15 protein-coding genes are annotated in these 17,356 nt (G+C 67.5%); 5 read left to right on the forward strand and 10 right to left on the reverse strand.

Going from position 1 to position 17,356, the window contains the following annotated elements; genetic code table 11:
• Positions 1-7: 7 nt before the first annotated feature.
• The 8 genes from C4F17_RS31100 to C4F17_RS31135 all read right to left on the reverse strand — a co-directional run bounded on the left by C4F17_RS31100 (position 8) and on the right by C4F17_RS31135 (position 9,421).
• Positions 8-1,687 carry an amidohydrolase gene (locus C4F17_RS31100; RefSeq protein ID WP_106938241.1) on the reverse strand — a complete coding sequence of 560 codons (1,680 nt, stop codon included), beginning with the start codon at positions 1,685-1,687 and terminating at the stop codon, positions 8-10.
• Positions 1,684-2,721, reverse strand: a complete 1,038-nt coding sequence (locus C4F17_RS31105) for an ABC transporter ATP-binding protein (RefSeq protein ID WP_106938242.1) — start codon at positions 2,719-2,721, stop codon at positions 1,684-1,686. The genes C4F17_RS31100 and C4F17_RS31105 overlap by 4 nt, the downstream gene beginning before the upstream one ends.
• On the reverse strand, positions 2,718-3,767 hold the full coding sequence (locus C4F17_RS31110) for an ABC transporter ATP-binding protein (RefSeq protein ID WP_081267576.1): 1,050 nt from the start codon (positions 3,765-3,767) through the stop codon (positions 2,718-2,720). The genes C4F17_RS31105 and C4F17_RS31110 overlap by 4 nt, the downstream gene beginning before the upstream one ends.
• Positions 3,767-4,660, reverse strand: coding sequence for an ABC transporter permease (locus tag C4F17_RS31115; protein WP_234383191.1), 894 nt, complete (start codon positions 4,658-4,660; stop codon positions 3,767-3,769). The genes C4F17_RS31110 and C4F17_RS31115 overlap by 1 nt, the downstream gene beginning before the upstream one ends.
• Positions 4,661-4,674: 14 nt before the next feature.
• The gene (locus tag C4F17_RS31120) at positions 4,675-5,652 is read right to left on the reverse strand and encodes an ABC transporter permease (RefSeq protein ID WP_409196881.1); all 978 of its coding nucleotides are present in this window, start codon (positions 5,650-5,652) and stop codon (positions 4,675-4,677) included.
• A 21-nt stretch (positions 5,653-5,673) separates the two neighbouring features.
• A complete protein-coding gene (locus C4F17_RS31125) occupies positions 5,674-7,287 on the reverse strand; it encodes an ABC transporter substrate-binding protein (protein ID WP_106938244.1) in 1,614 nt (537 codons plus the stop codon).
• Positions 7,288-7,491: 204 nt separating this feature from the next.
• Positions 7,492-8,976 carry an NAD(P)/FAD-dependent oxidoreductase gene (locus C4F17_RS31130; protein WP_081267579.1) on the reverse strand — a complete coding sequence of 495 codons (1,485 nt, stop codon included), beginning with the start codon at positions 8,974-8,976 and terminating at the stop codon, positions 7,492-7,494.
• 31 nt (positions 8,977-9,007) lie between these two features.
• On the reverse strand, positions 9,008-9,421 hold the full coding sequence (locus C4F17_RS31135) for a nuclear transport factor 2 family protein (protein WP_106938245.1): 414 nt from the start codon (positions 9,419-9,421) through the stop codon (positions 9,008-9,010).
• Positions 9,422-9,560: 139 nt separating this feature from the next.
• Between C4F17_RS31135 and pdxR the strand changes: the two genes are divergently transcribed.
• The 4 genes from pdxR to C4F17_RS31155 all read left to right on the forward strand — a co-directional run bounded on the left by pdxR (position 9,561) and on the right by C4F17_RS31155 (position 14,260).
• Positions 9,561-11,096: a MocR-like pyridoxine biosynthesis transcription factor PdxR gene (gene pdxR / locus C4F17_RS31140; RefSeq protein WP_106938246.1), complete on the forward strand. Its 1,536-nt coding sequence runs from the start codon at positions 9,561-9,563 to the stop codon at positions 11,094-11,096.
• A 168-nt stretch (positions 11,097-11,264) separates the two neighbouring features.
• Complete coding sequence (gene tauA / locus C4F17_RS31145; protein WP_081267582.1) at positions 11,265-12,275, forward strand: taurine ABC transporter substrate-binding protein; 1,011 nt, start codon at positions 11,265-11,267, stop codon at positions 12,273-12,275.
• 307 nt (positions 12,276-12,582) lie between these two features.
• The gene (locus C4F17_RS31150) at positions 12,583-13,371 is read left to right on the forward strand and encodes a taurine ABC transporter ATP-binding protein (RefSeq protein WP_081267583.1); all 789 of its coding nucleotides are present in this window, start codon (positions 12,583-12,585) and stop codon (positions 13,369-13,371) included.
• 31 nt (positions 13,372-13,402) lie between these two features.
• Complete coding sequence (locus C4F17_RS31155; protein WP_081267794.1) at positions 13,403-14,260, forward strand: ABC transporter permease subunit; 858 nt, start codon at positions 13,403-13,405, stop codon at positions 14,258-14,260.
• On the opposite strand, the gene C4F17_RS31160 is transcribed toward C4F17_RS31155, so the two are convergent.
• Entirely contained in the window at positions 14,178-15,194 is a 1,017-nt protein-coding gene (locus tag C4F17_RS31160; RefSeq protein ID WP_106938248.1) for a LysR family transcriptional regulator, read from the reverse strand. The genes C4F17_RS31155 and C4F17_RS31160 overlap by 83 nt on opposite strands.
• Before the next feature lie 170 nt (positions 15,195-15,364).
• On the reverse strand, positions 15,365-16,258 hold the full coding sequence (locus C4F17_RS31165; protein WP_106938249.1) for a LysR family transcriptional regulator: 894 nt from the start codon (positions 16,256-16,258) through the stop codon (positions 15,365-15,367).
• A gap of 120 nt (positions 16,259-16,378) precedes the next feature.
• Here C4F17_RS31165 and C4F17_RS31170 point away from each other — a divergent pair, with 120 nt between their 5' ends.
• Positions 16,379-17,326, forward strand: a complete 948-nt coding sequence (locus C4F17_RS31170) for an alpha/beta fold hydrolase (RefSeq protein WP_106938250.1) — start codon at positions 16,379-16,381, stop codon at positions 17,324-17,326.
• The last annotated feature ends 30 nt before the right edge of the window (positions 17,327-17,356 follow it).

Raw genomic sequence — 17,356 nt, forward strand, 5'->3', positions numbered from 1 at the left:
GCCGTCTTCAGCCCCGCTGCGCCTGGAACACGCGTCCAGAAAGCACGGTGCCCCAGACGCGCGCGTCCTTCAGCGCCATCGGGTCCATCTCCAGCGGGTCGTCTTCCAGCACGCAGAAGTCGGCGCGCTTGCCGCATTCGATGCTGCCGATCTCGCCGTCGAGCTTGAGCGTCCAGGCCGCGCCGAGCGTGATGGCGCGCAGCGCCTGCGGCACGGTGATGCGCTCGGCCTCGCCCAGCAGGCGGCCCTTGGGCGTGATGCGGTTCACGGCGCACCACGCGGTGAACAGCGGGCCCAGCGGCGTGACCGGCGCGTCGGAGTGGATGGCCAGCGGCACGCCCGCGGCGAGCGCGCTGCCGCAGGCATCGAGGCGGTTGGCGCGGTCGGGGCCCATGGTCATTTCATAGTGCTGGTCGCCCCAGTACCAGATGTGGTTGGCGAACAGGTTGGCGCACAGGCCCAACGAGGCCATGCGGCGGAACAGCGGCGCGTCGATCATCTGGCCGTGCTGCAGCGTGTGGCGGTGGTCGGGACGCGGCGCGCGCGTGAGCACGCGGCCGATGGCGTCGATGGCCACCTCGCTGGCCTCGTCGCCGTTGGTGTGCGTGTGGATGGTGAGGCCGGCGCGGTGGTAGGTCTCGAAGTCGGCCTCGTACTGCGCGGGCGCCGTCACCCAGATGCCGTTGGGCGCGCCGTTGAAATGCCCCGGCCAGCGCAGCCGTGCGGAGAAGCCCTGGATCGAGCCGTCCAGCATCATCTTCACCAGCCCGTAGCGCAGGCGGTCGGTGTTACGCGGCACCAGCGACTTCACATGTTCCGCGCCCTGTGCGGCGCCGTGCGTGCCATGGAAGGCCTGGAATGCGGGCAGGATGCGCACCGCGAAGTCCTCGTCCCGCGTCACTTTCTCGAGCACGCCGCAGTCGTCCGCGGCGAGCTTGTTGACCAGGTCGGTCGCGGTGGTCACGCCCTGCAGGCATGCCAGCCTGGCGAACGAGCGCACGCCGGCCTCGGTCATCGGCGCGAGCAGGCCGGCGTTGCCGATCTTGCGCAACACCTGGAACATCGCGGCCGGCTCCTGCAGCTCGCCCGTGGGTTCGCCTTCGTCCGCGCCTTCGGCGAACTTGACCACGCCCTCGACCTCGTTGTCGCGCGTGATCTCGGCAATGCGCAGCATGGCACTGTTGACGTTCATCAGGTGCCCGTTGGCATGGCCGATGACGATGGGCCGCGTGGCGCTCGCGCGGTCGACGTGATGCACCGTCATGCGTTCTCCGCCGAAGTAGATGGGGTCGAAGCCCCAGGCAACCAGCGGCTCGGTGTCGGGCACGCCGTCCGCCGTCATCTTCGCGGCGACCTCCGCCAGGCGCGAGACCACCTCGTCCATCGAGCGCAGGCCGCTCCAGACCTTGCCTTCGGGGTCCCGGCGGTCGAACCAGCCCAGGTACGTCCAGTCCCACATGCTGCCTTCCTTGAGGTGGCAGTGGCCTTCGACGAGGCCGGGCATCAGCACCTTGGCCGCGAAGCGCTCGTCCAGCGTGAAGGTGCCCCATGCCTGCATGTCCGCCAGCGAGCCGACGGCCAGCACGCGGCCGTCGCGCACCGCCACGTGGGTGGCATGCGGCTGCATGGGGTTCATGGTGATGATCTTGCGGGCGGGGTAGACGGTGGTTGTCGTTGCTTGGCTCATGGCGACTCTGGAATCGAAAGAGGAGGGTGCGGCAGGCCGTCGACGACGTCGACACGCCGGCAGCGTACCCAGTGATCGGGCGCGACTTCGCGCAAGGGCGGCAGCTCGGCCGCGCAGGCCGGCTCCGCCACCGGGCAGCGCCCGGCGAAGCGGCAGCCGGCGGGCGGGTTGATGGGGCTCGGCGGATCGCCGCTCAGCTTGATGCGGTGGGCCGCGCGCCGGCGCCCGCCGCTCACCGTGGGCACCGCCGACATCAGCGCCGCGCTGTACGGATGCAACAGCCGCGCGAAGAAGCTGCGCCGCGGCGCGCGCTCGACGATCTGGCCGAGGTACATCACGGCGATGTCGTCGCAGATGTGCTCCACCACCGCCATGTCGTGCGAGATGAAGAGGTAGGTCAGCCCCAGCTCGCGCTGCAGCCGCGACAGCAGGTTCAGTATCTGCGCGCGGATCGCGATGTCCAGCGCCGACACCGGCTCGTCGCACACCACCAGTTCCGGGTTGGTGGCCAGCGCCCGCGCGATGTTGATGCGCTGGCGCTGCCCGCCCGAGAACTGGTGCGGAAACAGGTGCTGCTGCTCGGGCCGCAGGCCGACCGCCTCGAACAGCTCCGCCACGCGGCGCGTGCGCTCTTCAGGCGTGCCGACCCGCATCAGGTCCAGCGGCGCGCGCACCGCGGCGCCCGCGCGCTCGCGCGGGTTCAGCGAGGAAAACGGGTCCTGGAAGATGATCTGCATGCGCGTGCGCGCCTGCCGCAGCGCCTCGCCGCGCAGGGCGGCCAGGTCGGTGTCGCCGAGCTGCATGCGCCCCGAAGTGACGGGCGACAGCCGCATCACCGCGAGCGCGGTCGTGGTCTTGCCGGAACCCGATTCGCCCACCACCGCGAGCGTGGTGCCGCGCCGGATCTCGAAGGACACGCCGTCCACCGCCTTCACCACCTCGGGCGCGCGGCCCCAGCCGGCCTTGCCGCGCGGAAAGTGCACCTTCAGGTCATCGACCGAAAGCAGCGTGTCGGTCTTGCCGATGAATGTCATGCGGCCTCCCGTTGGCGCTGGTCGAGGGTCTGCGCATGCAGCCAGCAGGCCGCGCCGTGCGGGATGCCGGGCGCGATGTCGCCGTGCACCGCGAACATGGGCGGCACTTCCGTCGCGCAGCGCGCCAGCGCGCGGGGGCAGCGTTCGCGGAAGGCGCAGCCCGTGCCCAGCTCCCAGATCGACGGCACCACGCCCGCGATCTCGGCCAGGTCCTCGCGTGCGCCGTCGCCGTATGCCGCGCTGCTGCCGAGCTCCGGCAGGCAGTCGATCAGCCCGCGCGTGTAAGGGTGGCCGGGCTCCGACAGCACCTGTTCGGTCGTGCCCTGTTCGATGACGCGGCCGGCGTACATCACCATCACGCGGTCGGCCATCTCGGCCACCGCGCCCATGTCGTGGGTGATGAGCATGATGGCCGTGCCCTTGTCGCGCTGCAGCTCGCGCAGCAGGTCGAAGATCTGCGCCTGCACCGTCACGTCGAGCGCGGTGGTCGGCTCGTCGGCGATGAGGATGTCGGGCCGGCAGGCCAGCGCCATCGCGATCATCACGCGCTGGCGCATGCCGCCGGAGAGCTGGTGCGGGTACTCGTCCACGCGCCGCTCCGGCGCTGGAATGCCCACCTGCCGCAGCATCTCGATGGCACGCTCGCGCGCCGCGTGCGCATTCATGCCCGCGTGCAGCCGCAGCGATTCGCCGATCTGGTCGCCCACGCTGAACACCGGGTTCAGCGAGGTCATGGGCTCTTGGAAGATCATCGAGATGCGGTTGCCCCGCACTTCGCGCATGCGGGCATCGCTGGCCTGCACCAGGTCTTCGCCCTGGAACAGCACCTGCCCGCTGCGGATGCGCCCGGGCGGCGAAGGAATGAGCCGCAGCAGTGCCAGCGCCGTCATGCTCTTGCCGCAGCCCGACTCGCCGACCACGCACAGCGTTTCGCCGGCGCGGATCTCGAAGTCGACCCCGTTGAGCACCAGCGCCTGGCCGCGGCGGGTCTTGAACTCGACGTGCAGGTCCTGCACGCGCAGCAGTGCGTTGTCTTGCGTGGCCATCAGCGTTCCCTCAGCTTGGGGTTGAGGGCGTCGTTCAGGCCGTCGCCAATGAGGCTCACGGCCAGCACGGTGATGAAGATCGCAGCGCCGGGGAAGGCCACGGCCCACCAGCAGGACAGAACATACTGCCGGCTGGAGCCGATCATCAGCCCCCAGCTCATCTGGTTGGGGTCGCCCAATCCGAGGAAGGAAAGGCCCGCCTCGAACAGGATGGCGGCGCCGATCGCCAGCGTGGCCGACACCACCAGCGGCGGCAGCGCGTTGGGAAGAATCACCTTCCAGATGATGCGCGCGTCGCCGGCGCCGATGGCCCTTTCGGCCCGCACGAACTCCAGTCCGCGGTACTTCATGAACTCGGCGCGTGTGAGCCGCGCCGTGCCGGTCCAGCTCACGATGCCGATAGCCAGCGTCACCGTCACCAGCGTGGGCGAGAACAGCGTGACCACCACCATCGCGAACAGCAGCGCGGGCAGCACCTGGAAGAACTCGGTGAGCTTCATCAGCGCGGCATCGATCTTGCCGCCGTAGTAGCCGGCAAAGGCGCCGAGCGTGATGCCGATCAGCACCGACAGCAGCGCGGCCACCGCGCCCACCAGCAGCGTGGCGCGCCCGCCGTAGATCAGCGCAGTGAGCACGTCGCGGCCCAGGTAGTCGCTGCCGAGCCAGGCGTCCTCGCTGAACGGCGGTGTGAGCGGCGCGGCCCTGATCTCGAACGGGTCGGCCGGGTAGAGCCACGGCCCGGCGACGGCCACCACCAACACGATCAGCAACATGGCCATGCCGGCAATGGCGGCGGGGTTGCGCAGGAACATGCGCATCGCCTCCATGCCGGGGTGTTCTACGCGCACTGGCGGCCTGGCGGCGGGTTGGGAAGCGGAAGCAACAGGAGGCATCGCGATGACCTTGCTCATGAGGTCTTGATCCGTGGGTCGATGAAGCGGTAGCACAGGTCGGTGAGCTGGTTCATCACCACCACCACGACGGAAGAGAACAGCAGCACGCCCAGGATGGTCGGGTAGTCGCGCCGCAGCACCGACTCGAAGGCCAGCCGGCCGAGGCCCGGCCAGTTGAACACCGTCTCCACCAGGATGGCTCCGGCCAGCACGTTGCCGAACTGCAGCCCCAGCACCGTGACCACCGGCAGCAGCGCATTGCGCAGCGCATGCTTGTAGAGCACCACGCGGTCGGCCAGCCCCTTGGCGCGGGCGGTGCGAATGAAGTCCGAGCCCAGCACGTCGAGCATCGACGAGCGCGCGAGCCGGCTGTACTGCGCGAGATACACCAGGCTCAACGTGAGCGTGGGCAACACCAGGTGCTGCGCCACGTCGAGCATGTCCGCGAAGCCGCCGGTGCCCGTCGAGTCGATGGACCGCATGCCCGCGACAGGAAGAATCGGAAACACCGAGGCCAGCAGGATCACCAGCATGATCCCCAGCCAGAACACCGGCGCCGCAAAGCCCACCAGCGACAGCACGGTGATGAACTGCGACAGCCACCCGTTGGGCTTGCGTGACGAAAGCACGCCGAGCGCGGTGCCCGCGAAGAACGCCAGCAGCACAGAACTCAGCACCAGCAGGAGGGTGGCGGGAACGCGCTCGGCGATCATCTGCGTGACCGGCAGGTTGAAGAAGTACGAGTAGCCCAGGTCACCGCGCGCCACCTTGCCCAGGTACACGGCCAGCTGCACCGGCAGCGACTTGTCGAGCCCGTACTGCGTGCGCAGCTGCGCCATCAGCTCGGGCGACATGCCGCCGCTGGCGCCGGCAATGGTTTCCACCGGGTCGCCCGGCGCGGCGTGCACCAGCACGAAGTTGAGCACCACCACCGCGATCACCAGGCCCAGGGCCTGGAGAAGTCGCGAGGCGGCATGGCGCAGAAACGGCAGCATGCCCATGACTCGTCCGCCTTACTTGAAGTACACCTCGTCCAGCGGCGACAACGGCCCCCAGATGGTGACCGGCACGTTGCCCAACTTCCTGCTGGCGACGGTGTGATACGGCACCTGGTTGATGAATTCGATCGGCAATTCGTCGGTCACGATCTTCTGGAAGGTGGCGTAGTAGGCCTTGCGCTGCGTCGGGTCGATCAGGCCGCCGGCGGTGTTGAGCAGCTCGTCGACCTTCGGGTTGGCATACGACTGGGTGTTGGTCCAGACGATGGGCTTGATGTTGGTCGAGAGGTAGGTGCGGTGCACGCCGATGATCGGGTCGCCCCAGTTGAACACCGTGTCCATCGACATGTCGAAGTCGTGCGAGGCCAGCCGCTTGGCCCAGGCCGGGAAGTCGGCCGAGGCGCGCACCTCCACCGTGATGCCCACCTTCTTGAGCTGGCCGCGGATGTATTCGGCCACGTTCTTCTGCTGGTCGTCCACGCCGGGCAGGTAGTCGATGGTGAGCTTGAAGCGCTCGCCGCCCGCGCCCGCCTTGTAGCCCGCGGCGTCGAGCATCTCGCCGGCCTTCTTCAGGTCGAGCGGGTAGCGCACCAGGTCGGGCACGGCGAACGGGCTGCTGGCCACCAGCGGGCCGTCGGACACGGTGGCAAAGCCGCCCATCAGCGCCTTGGTGATGAAGTTCTTGTCGATGGCGGTGGCGATGGCCTTGCGCACCTGCACGTCCGACAGCGGCTTCTTCGCCGTGTTGAATGCCAGCCAGTTGAGCGCGCCGATGCCGTCGTAGCCCTTGGGCGTGAGCGACATCTTCGGGTCGTTGGCCAGGCGCTTCAGGTCGGTGGGCAGCGTGGCGAAGGGCACCATCTGGATGTCGCCGCGCTCCAGGCCGAGCATCAGGCTCGCCGAGTCGGGCGTGATGTTGATGATGACCTTGTCGAGGTAGGGACGCCCGGGGATGAAGAACTTGTCGAAGCGTTCCAGCACCACCCGCTGGGCAGGCTTGAACTCGGCCACGCGGAAAGGGCCGGAGCCGATCACGTCGGTGGTGTTGCGCGGGTGGTTCTTCAGGTCTTGTCCGTCGCCGTAGATGTGCTTCGGAAGAATCGGGCACAGCGCGGGCGACATCGCCAGCACGATGGCGGGGTGCGGCACGCTCATGCGCACGACGGCGGTGTAGGGGTCGGGCGTGTCCACCTTCTCGACCGGGCCCATCATGGTGGTGAAGGGGTGGTTGGCCTTGATGGCCAGGATGGAGAAGGCCACGTCGGCTGATGTAACGGGCTTGCCGTCGTGGAACAGCGCGTCCTTGCGCAGCTTGAGCGTGAGCGACTTGCCGTCGTCCGCCAGCTTCCATGACTCGGCCAAATAGGGCTGCGGGGCCCACTTGTCGTCGAAGCGCAGCGGGCTGGCAAAGATCTGCGTCGACGGCATGGCGGTGGCGATGCCCGACTGCACCGCGCCGTTCAGGTGCCGGGGCGTCTGCGTGCTGCCGATCACCAGCGTGCCGCCGCGCCTGGGCTCGTCGGCCGCGAAGACGGACAGCGGCAGCAGGGTGCCTGCCGCCGCGAGGCTGGCGGACAGCAGGGTGGCTCGGCGCGAGAAAACTGGAAGCTCGGGATTGGGGATCGGCATGACAGGACCTCAGGGGAGTTCGACACAGGCAATCGGATTCGGCCCCGGTAAAGCGAAGGCCTTGGTGTCGAAGATAGGCGCTCGCCGCGTGACGGCGAAGAGCCAACGCGGCGCGACTCGCAGGGCCAGAAGGGGCGGGTTTGCCCCGTTGTGCGGCAGGCTGGTGCATCGGCCTGCGCCACTTCGGGGAATGCGCGCCTGCGCCTACTTCTCGTCGCGCAGCCAGTACCACTTGTAGAGCATGCGCTGCCCGATGCGCCGGAACGGCGCGAACGCGCGCGACTCGACCAGCCCCAGCACATTGGGAAAGGGCAGCGGCGAGCGGTAGATGGGCAGCTCGAACACTTCCTTGCCCGTGTCCTTGCCCGCGACGCGCTCGGCCAGCCGCTTGCCGGCCCAGGTCGAGAAGGAAACGCCGTTGCCGCCGTAGCCCACCGCGTACCAGATCTTCTTGCCGGCGTCGGGCTGCGTGATGCGCGGCATCATGTCGTGGCTCATGTCGACCCAGCCCCACCACGAGTAGTCGATGCGGATGCCCGCCAGCGGCGGGAACTTGCGCGCGATGGCGTCGGTGAGCAGCTTCAGGTGCACCGGGTGTTCGGCGTCGGCGCCGCTCACTGAACTGCGGCTGCCGATCTGCAACCGGTTGCCCTTGAGCAGTCGGTAGTAGAAGCGCAGCGTGCGCGTGTCGGTCAGGAAGGTCTGCGACCTGAAGTTGGTGGCCTGCAGTTCGGCGTCGGTGAGGGGGCGCGTGACCACCGAGTTCGACAGGATCGGCATGATCCGGTTCTTCAGCATCGGGTTCAGCGCCTGCCCGGTATAGCCGCCGGTGCACACCGCCACGCGGCGCGCGCGCACCACGCCCGCGGGCGTGCGCAGGTGGTGCACGCCGTCGACGGTGTGCCAGCCCTGCACCGGGCTCGAGGTGTGCACCGTCACGCCCAGCGCGCGAGCCCGCTGCATCAGTCCGAAGGTGAACTTCAAGGGGTGGATGCCGATGCCCTCGGCCTCATACATCGCACCGACCGTCTCGCGTTCGTCACAGTAGTCGCGGCGCACTTCCTCGGCGCTCATCATGCGGGTGGCGTAGCCGAACTGCTCGCGCATCAGGCGCGCCTCGGCGTCCAGGATCGGCAGCTTCTCGGGCCGGTGCGCCAGGTAGAGGTGGCCGCCGTCGAAGGCGTCGCAGTCGATCTGCGTGGTGAGATGGCGGAAGTTCTCGAAGCCGCCGCGGATCTCGGCGTCCAGCCGCCTGGCGGTGTCGATGCCCCAGCGCGCGATCCACTGCGAGCGCTTGAGGCGGCCGCTCGCGTTCTGGCCCTGGCCGCCGCTGCGGCTGGAGCAGCCCCACGCGGCCTGGTTGGCTTCGAGCACGGTGGCGCGAATACCGTGCTCCTGTGCGAGGTAGAGCGCGGTCGACATGCCGGTGGCGCCCGAGCCGATGATGGCCACGTCGACATCGATGTCGCGCACCAGCGGTCCGTCGTCTTCGGGCGGCGTGCCGGCGCTGGCCACCCACCAGGTCGGCGCGTAGGCGCGGCCGGCGCCGGGGTCGGGCGCGTGCAGCGGGTCGTACTGCGGGTCGTAGGGGCGAAACGGTGCCTGCGTCGGCTGCTGTTGCTGCTCGGGCGATGCGCCGTCGACGGTGGCGCTGGCGGTGGCGAACTGCGCCGTGCCTGTCATGGTCATGAAGGGCTCCAGTAAGAGGAGGAAGGTCGGCTCACTTCGCGGCGGGCAGGTTGGGGCGGGCCTTGCGGAACACGTTCTTCAGGTGGATCTTTCCGTTCCTGAATGTGAAGACGTCGATGCCGTCGGTCTCGATGCGGCTGCCGTCGGCGGCGGTGCCGGTGAAGGTCCACTGCGAGGTGCCGAAGTCGCCGTGCACGAAGTGCTGGCCGTTGATCCATTGCGCGTCGGGCACGGTTGCCCAGGCGGCGGCGAAGGCCTTGCGCACCGCCTCGGTGCCCGTGTGGCGCGTGCCGCAGGCGTCGGGGCCGGCGGCGGTCTGGAAGATGCAGTCGGGCGTCATGAAGCCCATCAGCGCGTCGATGTCGTGGCGGTTCCAGGCGTCGCTAAATGCGGCGAGGGTGTCGGTGGTCACGTGGGAAGAAGAGGAAGAAGGCTGGGCAGTCACGCGGGAACTCCGGAAATTGATGCGGCAAGCGTAGGCAGCCGCCTGGCGCCGCGATAGGGCCAGTTCCGGGGATTCGACCGAGCCAGAACGCCGCCGGGGTGCCGCAAATTGCGGCGGCTGCCCTAAACTGCGGCGCACCATGCCCAACCCGCGAGCCACCCAGTGGGCGCAGCTATTCGCGCTGCCCGACCAGCCGGCATTGCCCCTGCAGGCCCGCTTGCGGGCCGCCGTGGTGCAGGCCATTCTTGAAGAGCATCTGAGCCCCGGCGCGCCGCTGCCGTCGTCGCGCGAGCTGGCCGCGCTGCTGGGGCTGAGCCGCAACACCGTCACGTCGGCGTACCTGCAGCTGATCGACGAAGGCTTCCTGGAAGCGCGTCCGCGCAGCGGCGTGTTCGTGGCGCGCAACGCGCGGCCGCTGTCCGCCGCGCACGCGGAGCCGCTGGTGGGCCGCAGCGGGCAGGCCAGCCAGCCGCCGGACTGGCAGGGGCGCGTGCTGCGCTCGCTGGTCGACAAGCCCACGCTGTCGAAGCCCGACCGCTGGCGCGACTACCCGTATCCCTTCGTCTACGGCAACTACGACCCGCAGCTGTTTCCCACCGAGGACTTCCGCGAATGCTGCGCGCGCAGCCTGGCGCGTTCACAGCTGCCGCACTGGACGCCGGACTTCGAGACCGACGACGTGCCCGACCTCATCGAGCAGATCCGCACGCGACTGTTACCCAAGCGCGGCGTGTTCGCGCTGAAGGAAGAGATCCTGGTCACCATGGGCGCCCAGCATGCCTACTACCTGCTGGCCGAGGCGCTGTTCGACGAGCAGACGCGCGTGGGGCTCGAGGAGCCCGGCCATCCGCATGCACGCAACAGCTTTTCGTTGCGGCAGCCCAAGTGGGTGGAGGTCGATGTCGACGAGGACGGGCTGGTCGTCGATGCGCTGCCCGCGGCCGACTACCTTTTCGTCACACCCTCGCACCAGAGCCCGACGACCGCGACCCTGAGCCTGGAGCGGCGCCAGTGGCTGCTGCGAAAGGCGGAGCTGCAGGACTTCGTGATCATCGAGGACGACTACGAGGCGGAGAACCTGTACGAAGGCACGCCGATGCCCGCGCTCAAGAGCCTGGACAAGACAGGCCGGGTGATCTACGTGGGCTCTGTGTCCAAGAGCCTGTCGCCCGCGCTGCGGCTGGGGTTCATCGTGGCGCCGCGGGCGCTCATCAAGGAACTGCGGGTGATACGCCATGCGATGGTGCGGCATCCGAGTGCGTTCCTGCAGCATGCGTATGCGCTGTTTCTTTCGCTGGGGCACCACGAGTCGCATGCGCGGCGGGTCAACCACGCGATGCAGGAGCGGCTCGCTCTGGCCGCCCAGGCGCTGCGCGACCATCTGCCCGATTTCGAGTTCCGGCTGCCTTCGGGTGGGGCCTCGATCTGGGTGCAGGCACCGACCTGGGTGGATGCCACGGAGCTGTCGCTGATGGCGCGCAACCACGGCGTGCTGATCGAGGCCGGCGATGTGTTCTTCGCGCGGCCGCCGTATCCGTGTCCGTTCTTCCGGCTGAGGCTTTCGTCCATTGCGGCCTCGCAGATTCCGGCGGGCATCCGGGCCTTGGGGATGGCCGTGGAGGAACTGGCTCTGGCGCGAGGCGAGAAGAGGCCTGCCGGCGGGCGGACGCACTGAGCCCTTGTCGATGGGGCGCAGGCTCGCGCGCACCGGTGGCGTGCGCGGCGCACCAGAACGAGGGTAAGTCCTGATCCACTGGCTCTATGCCGACAGCGGCGCTGGTACTTCCTGGCGGCGGGCGATCGGTGCAAAGTCCGCTTCGATTCACCTTCAGGAGAAACAGAGATGACCTTGTCCCGACGTCTTTCCCTCCAGTGCGCAGCGGCCCTCGCGACCGCGTTCACGCTCAGCGGCGCGGTGTTCGCGCAAACCAAGGAAGTCACCTTCGCCCACCAGGACATGCTGGTGCCGCTGCGGCTGGTGATGGAATCCGGCGAGGTCGAGAAGGCCACGGGCTACAAGATCAACTGGCGCATGTTCGCGGGCGGCGGCGACGTGATCCGCGCGATGGCTTCGGGCGACGTGCAGATGGGCGAAACCGGCTCCAGCCCGCTCACGGCGGCGGCCAGCCAGGGCCAGGACATCAAGCTGTTCTGGATCTCCGCCGACATCGCGAATGCGGAAGCATTGGTGGCACGCAACGGCACCAACATCAACAGCATCAAGGACCTGGCCGGCAAGAAGGTGGCCACGCCCTTCGTGTCGACGGCGCACTACCAGCTCATGGCCGGCATGAAGATGGACGGCGTCGACGCCAAGAGCGTGAACGTGATGAACATGCGCCCGCCCGAGATCGCGGCGGCCTGGGAGCGCGGCGACATCGACGCGACCTTCATCTGGGACCCGGTGCTGTCGAAGATCAAGGCCAACGGCAAGACCATCGCCACGTCGGGCAGCATCGGCAAGCGCGGCGCGCCGACCTTCGAGGGCATCGTGGTCAACGCCAAGTGGGCAGCGGCCAACGAGCCTTTCATGGTGGCCTTCGTGAAGGCGCTGAACCGCGCGAACGAGGAGTACAAGGCCACCGGCAAGAGCTGGACGCCCGATTCTCCGCAGACCAAGGCCATGGCCAAGTGGACCAAGGCCGACCCGAAGGATGTGGGGGCTGCGATGGCGCTGTACACCTTCCCGACGATGGCGGAGCAGGTTTCTCCGACCTGGCTGGGCGGTGGTGCCGCGAAGGCGATGGCCAACACGGCGGCCTTCCTGAAGGAGCAGGGGCGGGTGCAGGAGGTGAAGCCGGACTACAGCGCGTTCGTGACCACTGCCTATGTCGACAAGGCGATGGGGAAGTAGTTTTTTGGGGCGCGCTCACGCCGACGGGGTACCTTGCTCCGCGAATGTCCCCCGGGGCTTCGCCCCTCCTCCTTTATTTCGCTGCGCAAGGCACCCCATCGGCGTGATCGTTCAGAGCACTGGCTGATCGACCGCAGACCAGCAGCGTGCCCAGTGCACAGGGCACCGCGTGCTCCCCGCAGCGAAATAAAGGAGGAGCCCGAAGGGCGGGGGACATTCGCGAGGGGAGTACCCGGTGGCCTGTGCACACGCCCCGAATGAGCAACGACAGCAAGCAATCAGACAGCAACCCGCATTGGAGAACTGAATGCCCACGCTAGACATCCGCGACCTCACGGTCAACTACGCCGTCAAGGGCGGCACGCTGCAGGCGCTGGCCCCCGTCAACCTCACGATGCACGACGGCGACTTCGTCGTCGCGCTCGGTGCATCGGGCTGCGGCAAGACCACGCTGCTCAACAGCATCGCGGGCTTTCTGCCGCCTTCCACCGGCGAGATCCTGCTCGACGGCAAACCCGTGGCCGGCCCCGGTGCCGACCGTGGCGTGGTGTTCCAGAAACATGCGCTGATGCCCTGGCTCAACGTGCGCGACAACGTGGCGCTCGGCCTTCGCCTGAGCGGTGTGGGAAAGGCCGAACGCGACCGCATCGCCGAAGAAAAACTCGGCCTCGTCGGCCTGCAGAAATACGCCGACCGCGCCGTGTATGAACTGTCGGGTGGCATGCAGCAGCGCGTGGGCATTGCGCGTGCACTGGCCAGCGACCCGGCCGTGCTGCTCATGGACGAGCCCATGGGTGCGCTCGATGCGTTCACGCGCGAGCAGGTACAGGAGATTCTTCTGCAGGCCTGGTCCAAGTCGAACAAGATGGTTTTCTTCATCACCCACTCGGTGGAAGAGGCACTGTTCCTGGCCACGCGGCTCATCGTGATGAGCCCGAGCCCGGGGCGCATCTCGCACGTCTACGACGACGTGCCGTTCTCACGCCAGTACCTGTCGCACGGCGATTCGCGCAAGGTGAAGTCGGAGCCCGAGTTCATCCGCATGCGCGAGGAAGTGCTGTCCATCATCCATCACCGCGAGGCCGCCCATGCATGAGGTCGTCACCGTTGCATCGCCCAGCGCCGTCATGACGCAACCGCCACCGTCCAAGCTTGCCGCGCCGCCCGCTCCCGCGGCAGCAGGCGCCAAGCTCAAGACCAGCGCCTTCAAGGTGCCGGGCGAGGGCTCGAGCGTGACCATCAGCGTGGTCACGGTCGTGGCGCTGGTGGCGCTGTGGTTCATCGTCACCAACATGGGCTGGGTCAAGCCGCTCTTCCTGCCCACGCCGCAGGCCGTGTTCCAGCAGTTCTACGAATACCTCACCGGACAGGCCAACGACAAGCCGCTGTGGCAGCACTTCCTGGCGAGCATGTTCCGCGTGTTCTCGGCCTTCTTCCTGGCCTGCGCCACGGCCATTCCGGTGGGCATCGCGATGGGCATGAGCCGCTTCTGGCGCGGCATCTTCGATCCCCCGCTGGAGTTCTACAGGCCGTTGCCGCCGCTGGCCTACCTGCCGCTCATCATCATCTGGTTCGGTATCGACGAGCTGCCGAAGGTGCTGCTGATCTTCCTGAGCTGCTTCGCGCCGCTCGCGCTGGCCGCGCGCTCGGGCATGCGCAGCGCCTCGCAGGAACAGATCAACGCCGCGTACTCGATGGGTGCGAGCTACATGCAGGTCATCCGCCACGTCATCTTGCCCTCGGCGCTGCCCGACATCCTGGTGGGCATGCGCATTGCCATCGGCTTCGGCTGGACGACGCTGGTGGCGGCCGAGATGGTGGCCGCCAACATGGGGCTGGGTCAGATGGTGCTGAACGCGTCGAACTTCCTGCGCACCGACATCGTCATCATGGGCATCATCGTCATCGGCGTGGTGGCCTATCTGTTCGACTTGCTGATGCGGTGGCTCGAGCGACGCCTTGTGCCCTGGAAAGGGCGCATGTAGGCGGCGACACCGGCGATGGCGCGGGCATGGGCGGCAGCACCGGGTCACTGTCTTCAATGACCATCGACTGTTCGAGGAAATCCAGCATCGCCCGCATCGCCGCGCTGTTGTGGCGGCGCTGCGAATACGCCGCGTACAGCCAGTGATCGCGCGGCATGTGCTCGCGCAGCACCGGCACCAGCGCACCGCGCTCCAGGTGCGACTGCGCCAGCGGCTCCGGCACGTAGGCCACGCCCACGCCGCGCAACGCCAGCTCGATCAGCGCCACGGCATCGTTGGCCTCCATGCGGCTGTGCACCGCCACCTCGTGCGCCTTCCCGCCGGTCTCGAAGGGCAGGTGCGTGGTCGGCATCGAGGCATAGCTCAGCACGTCGTGCCGGCCCATGTCTTCCGGCACCTGGGGAATTCCGCGCTGTGCCCAGTAGGCGGGCGAGGCGCACACCACCATGTCGAACTGCACCAGCCGGCGGACGATGAGGTTCATGTCGTCGATGCGCCCGCCGGTCAAGTGAATGTCGATGCCTTCGCCGATCAGGTCGACCTCGCCGTTGGTGAAGACCAGGCTCACATACACATCGGGGTAGAGCTTGATGAACTCGGCGATTACGTCGGACATCCACCCCGCGATCAGCCCGTGCGGCGCGCTCATGCGCAGCCTTCCGCGCGGATGCGAGCCGTGCGCCTGCAGGTCGTTGAGCGTGTTCTCGGCCATCGTCACCAGTTCGGTGCTGCGGTCGAGCAACACCTGGCCGGCGTCGGTGAGGCTCAGGGAGCGGGTGGAGCGGTTCAGCAGGCGCACGCCGCTGCGGGTTTCGAGTTCCGCGACGTAGCGGCTGACCGTGGCTTTCGACATGCCCAGAGAAATCGCCGCGCGGGAAAAGCTGCGCCGAAACGCAACTTCGCGAAATGTTTTGATGAGATCGAGACCGTCCATGGTGGCCGGATTGTTCCAGCTTCCTGATCCGGGGTTTTTCGCGGGGGCATCGTCTGGCTGGGGCTCGCGGCGGCGCTTGTCTGCCTGCGCCATGGATGCGCCTGCCATGTGCGTCTTGTGGTCCGGAGCTTCCTGAATCAGCTGCCAACCGCCGCCAATTCGCCTTCCCCCTACGGCGAATCTTGAAATGCATTGACCAGAAAGTCGACCATCACCCGCACCTTTGCACTGAGGTGTCGGCGGCTTGCGTAGATCGCCAGGATGTCGATGGGTGGCATGCGATAACCGGGCATGACCTCGACCAATCGTCCGGCCTGCACATCGTGGCCCACCACGAAGCTCGGCTGCCATATGACGCCGACGCCTGCGAGTGCCGCGGCTCGAGCAGTATGGCCGTTGTTGGCCCGCAAGGCCCAGCGCACGCGCACGGATTCCAGTGTTCCGCCGGGGCCGGCGAACTGCCACTCATCGGATGTCGCGCCGTACGTGTAGCCCAGGCACAGGTGCCGCGAAAGGTCCGCCGGGACCTTGGGCATGCCATGGGTCGCGAGGTATTCGGGCGAGGCGCAGACCAGGTTCTGCGAGCGGCCGAGGCGCCGTGCGATATGGTTTCCCGACGTGGTCCGCGAGATGCGTATCGCCAGGTCGTAGCCCTCTTCGACGATGTCGACCACGCGGTCGATGAGCGCGATGTCCAGCTCGACATCGGGATACTTCGCCATGAACTGCGGCCACAGGGGCGCCAGCACGAGGCTGCCGAAACTCAGCGGCGCGTTGATGCGCAGGCGCCCACGCGGCTGGAGCGACGCGGTGGTGGCCAGCGCTTCGGTCTCCGCCACTTCTTCCAGAATCGACTTCGCCCGGTCGAACAATGCTTCACCCCCTTCGGTGAGCGACAGGCGGCGCGACGTGCGGTTGATCAGCCGTGTGCGCAAGTGGGCTTCCAACTCGTTGACGTAGCGCGTCACGTTGGCCGGGGAGGTGTCCAGCGCGTCGGCCGCCTTGGTGAAACTGCCCCGCGCGACCACCGTGACGAACACCTCGTAAGCACGCAATCGGTCCATGGGCGTCGGTTCCAATCATTCATGAAAGCTGAATGAGTAAACCACTTTTGGGGCCTTTGTGGAAGTGAAGCTGAATCATAAATTCTCCTCACCCCAGACACCGACAGAAAGGATCTCAGCATGACCGATACCCATCCCATCCCCACCCGCCGCGCGCTGCTCGCTGGAGCAATGGCGGCTGGTGCCGCGCTGACCATGGGCGCCACGGCGCACGCCGCACCTGTCGTCGACGCGGTGCCAGGCTTCCGCGCAGGCACGGCAGAGGTGAACGGCACCCGCATCCACTACCGCATTGGCGGGATCGGGCCGGCCGTGGTGCTGCTGCACGGCTACGCCGAGACCGGGCACATGTGGAACCCGCTGATGCCGCTGCTGGCGAAAACGCACACCGTGGTCGTGCCCGACCTCCGGGGCGCCGGCAGTTCGTCGAAGCCCGAGACGGGGTACGGCAAGAAGAACATGGCGGTCGACATCCACGAGCTCGTCCGGTCGCTCGGCATTCGAAGCGCCAGCATCGTCGGCCACGACATCGGCCTGATGGTGGCCTACGCGTATGCCGCGCAGTTTCCTTCCGAGACCGACAAGGTGGTGCTCATGGACGCGTTCCTGCCCGGCATCGGCGAATGGCAGAAGGTCTGGCTCCTGCGCGACCTCTGGCATTTCCATTTCCACGGCAAGACGCCGCTGGCGCTTGTGAGCGGGCGAGAACGCATCTACTTCGAGCATTTCTGGAACGACTTTGCGGCCGACCCGAATCACTCGGTGCCGGAAGCCGATCGCCGGTTCTATGCCAAGGCCTACGCGCAGCCGGGCGGCATGCGTGCCGGATTCGAATACTTCAAGGCCTTCGAGCAGGACGCCGCCGAGTTTGCGGAAATGGGCAAGACGCCGCTGCCCATGCCGATGCTGGTCCTCTCCGGCGAAAAGGCCGGCGGGACTTTTCTTATCGAACAGGGCAAGATGGTCGCAACCAACGTGCAGGGCGTGATCGTCAAAGGGTCCGGGCACTGGCTCATGGAAGAGGCGCCGGACCAGGTCATACCGGCATTGATCACCTTCCTCGGCTAGCCTGAGGGCTCGAACAGTGGAACTCAACGG

This window comes from Variovorax sp. PMC12 (genome assembly GCF_003019815.1).
Lineage (GTDB): Bacteria > Pseudomonadota > Gammaproteobacteria > Burkholderiales > Burkholderiaceae_C > Variovorax.

Excerpts from the sequence above, each read along its gene's own strand:
- C4F17_RS31100 (WP_106938241.1), bottom strand. The coding sequence starts at position 1,687 with ATGAGCCAAGCAACGACAACCACCGTCTACCCCGCCCGCAAGATCATC.
- C4F17_RS31105 (WP_106938242.1), bottom strand. The coding sequence starts at position 2,721 with ATGACATTCATCGGCAAGACCGACACGCTGCTTTCGGTCGATGACCTG.
- C4F17_RS31110 (WP_081267576.1), bottom strand. The coding sequence starts at position 3,767 with ATGGCCACGCAAGACAACGCACTGCTGCGCGTGCAGGACCTGCACGTC.
- C4F17_RS31115 (WP_234383191.1), bottom strand. The coding sequence starts at position 4,660 with ATGCCTCCTGTTGCTTCCGCTTCCCAACCCGCCGCCAGGCCGCCAGTG.
- C4F17_RS31125 (WP_106938244.1), bottom strand. The coding sequence starts at position 7,287 with ATGCCGATCCCCAATCCCGAGCTTCCAGTTTTCTCGCGCCGAGCCACC.
- C4F17_RS31130 (WP_081267579.1), bottom strand. The coding sequence starts at position 8,976 with ATGACCATGACAGGCACGGCGCAGTTCGCCACCGCCAGCGCCACCGTC.
- pdxR (WP_106938246.1), top strand. The coding sequence starts at position 9,561 with ATGCCCAACCCGCGAGCCACCCAGTGGGCGCAGCTATTCGCGCTGCCC.
- tauA (WP_081267582.1), top strand. The coding sequence starts at position 11,265 with ATGACCTTGTCCCGACGTCTTTCCCTCCAGTGCGCAGCGGCCCTCGCG.
- C4F17_RS31150 (WP_081267583.1), top strand. The coding sequence starts at position 12,583 with ATGCCCACGCTAGACATCCGCGACCTCACGGTCAACTACGCCGTCAAG.
- C4F17_RS31155 (WP_081267794.1), top strand. The coding sequence starts at position 13,403 with ATGACGCAACCGCCACCGTCCAAGCTTGCCGCGCCGCCCGCTCCCGCG.
- C4F17_RS31160 (WP_106938248.1), bottom strand. The coding sequence starts at position 15,194 with ATGGACGGTCTCGATCTCATCAAAACATTTCGCGAAGTTGCGTTTCGG.
- C4F17_RS31165 (WP_106938249.1), bottom strand. The coding sequence starts at position 16,258 with ATGGACCGATTGCGTGCTTACGAGGTGTTCGTCACGGTGGTCGCGCGG.
- C4F17_RS31170 (WP_106938250.1), top strand. The coding sequence starts at position 16,379 with ATGACCGATACCCATCCCATCCCCACCCGCCGCGCGCTGCTCGCTGGA.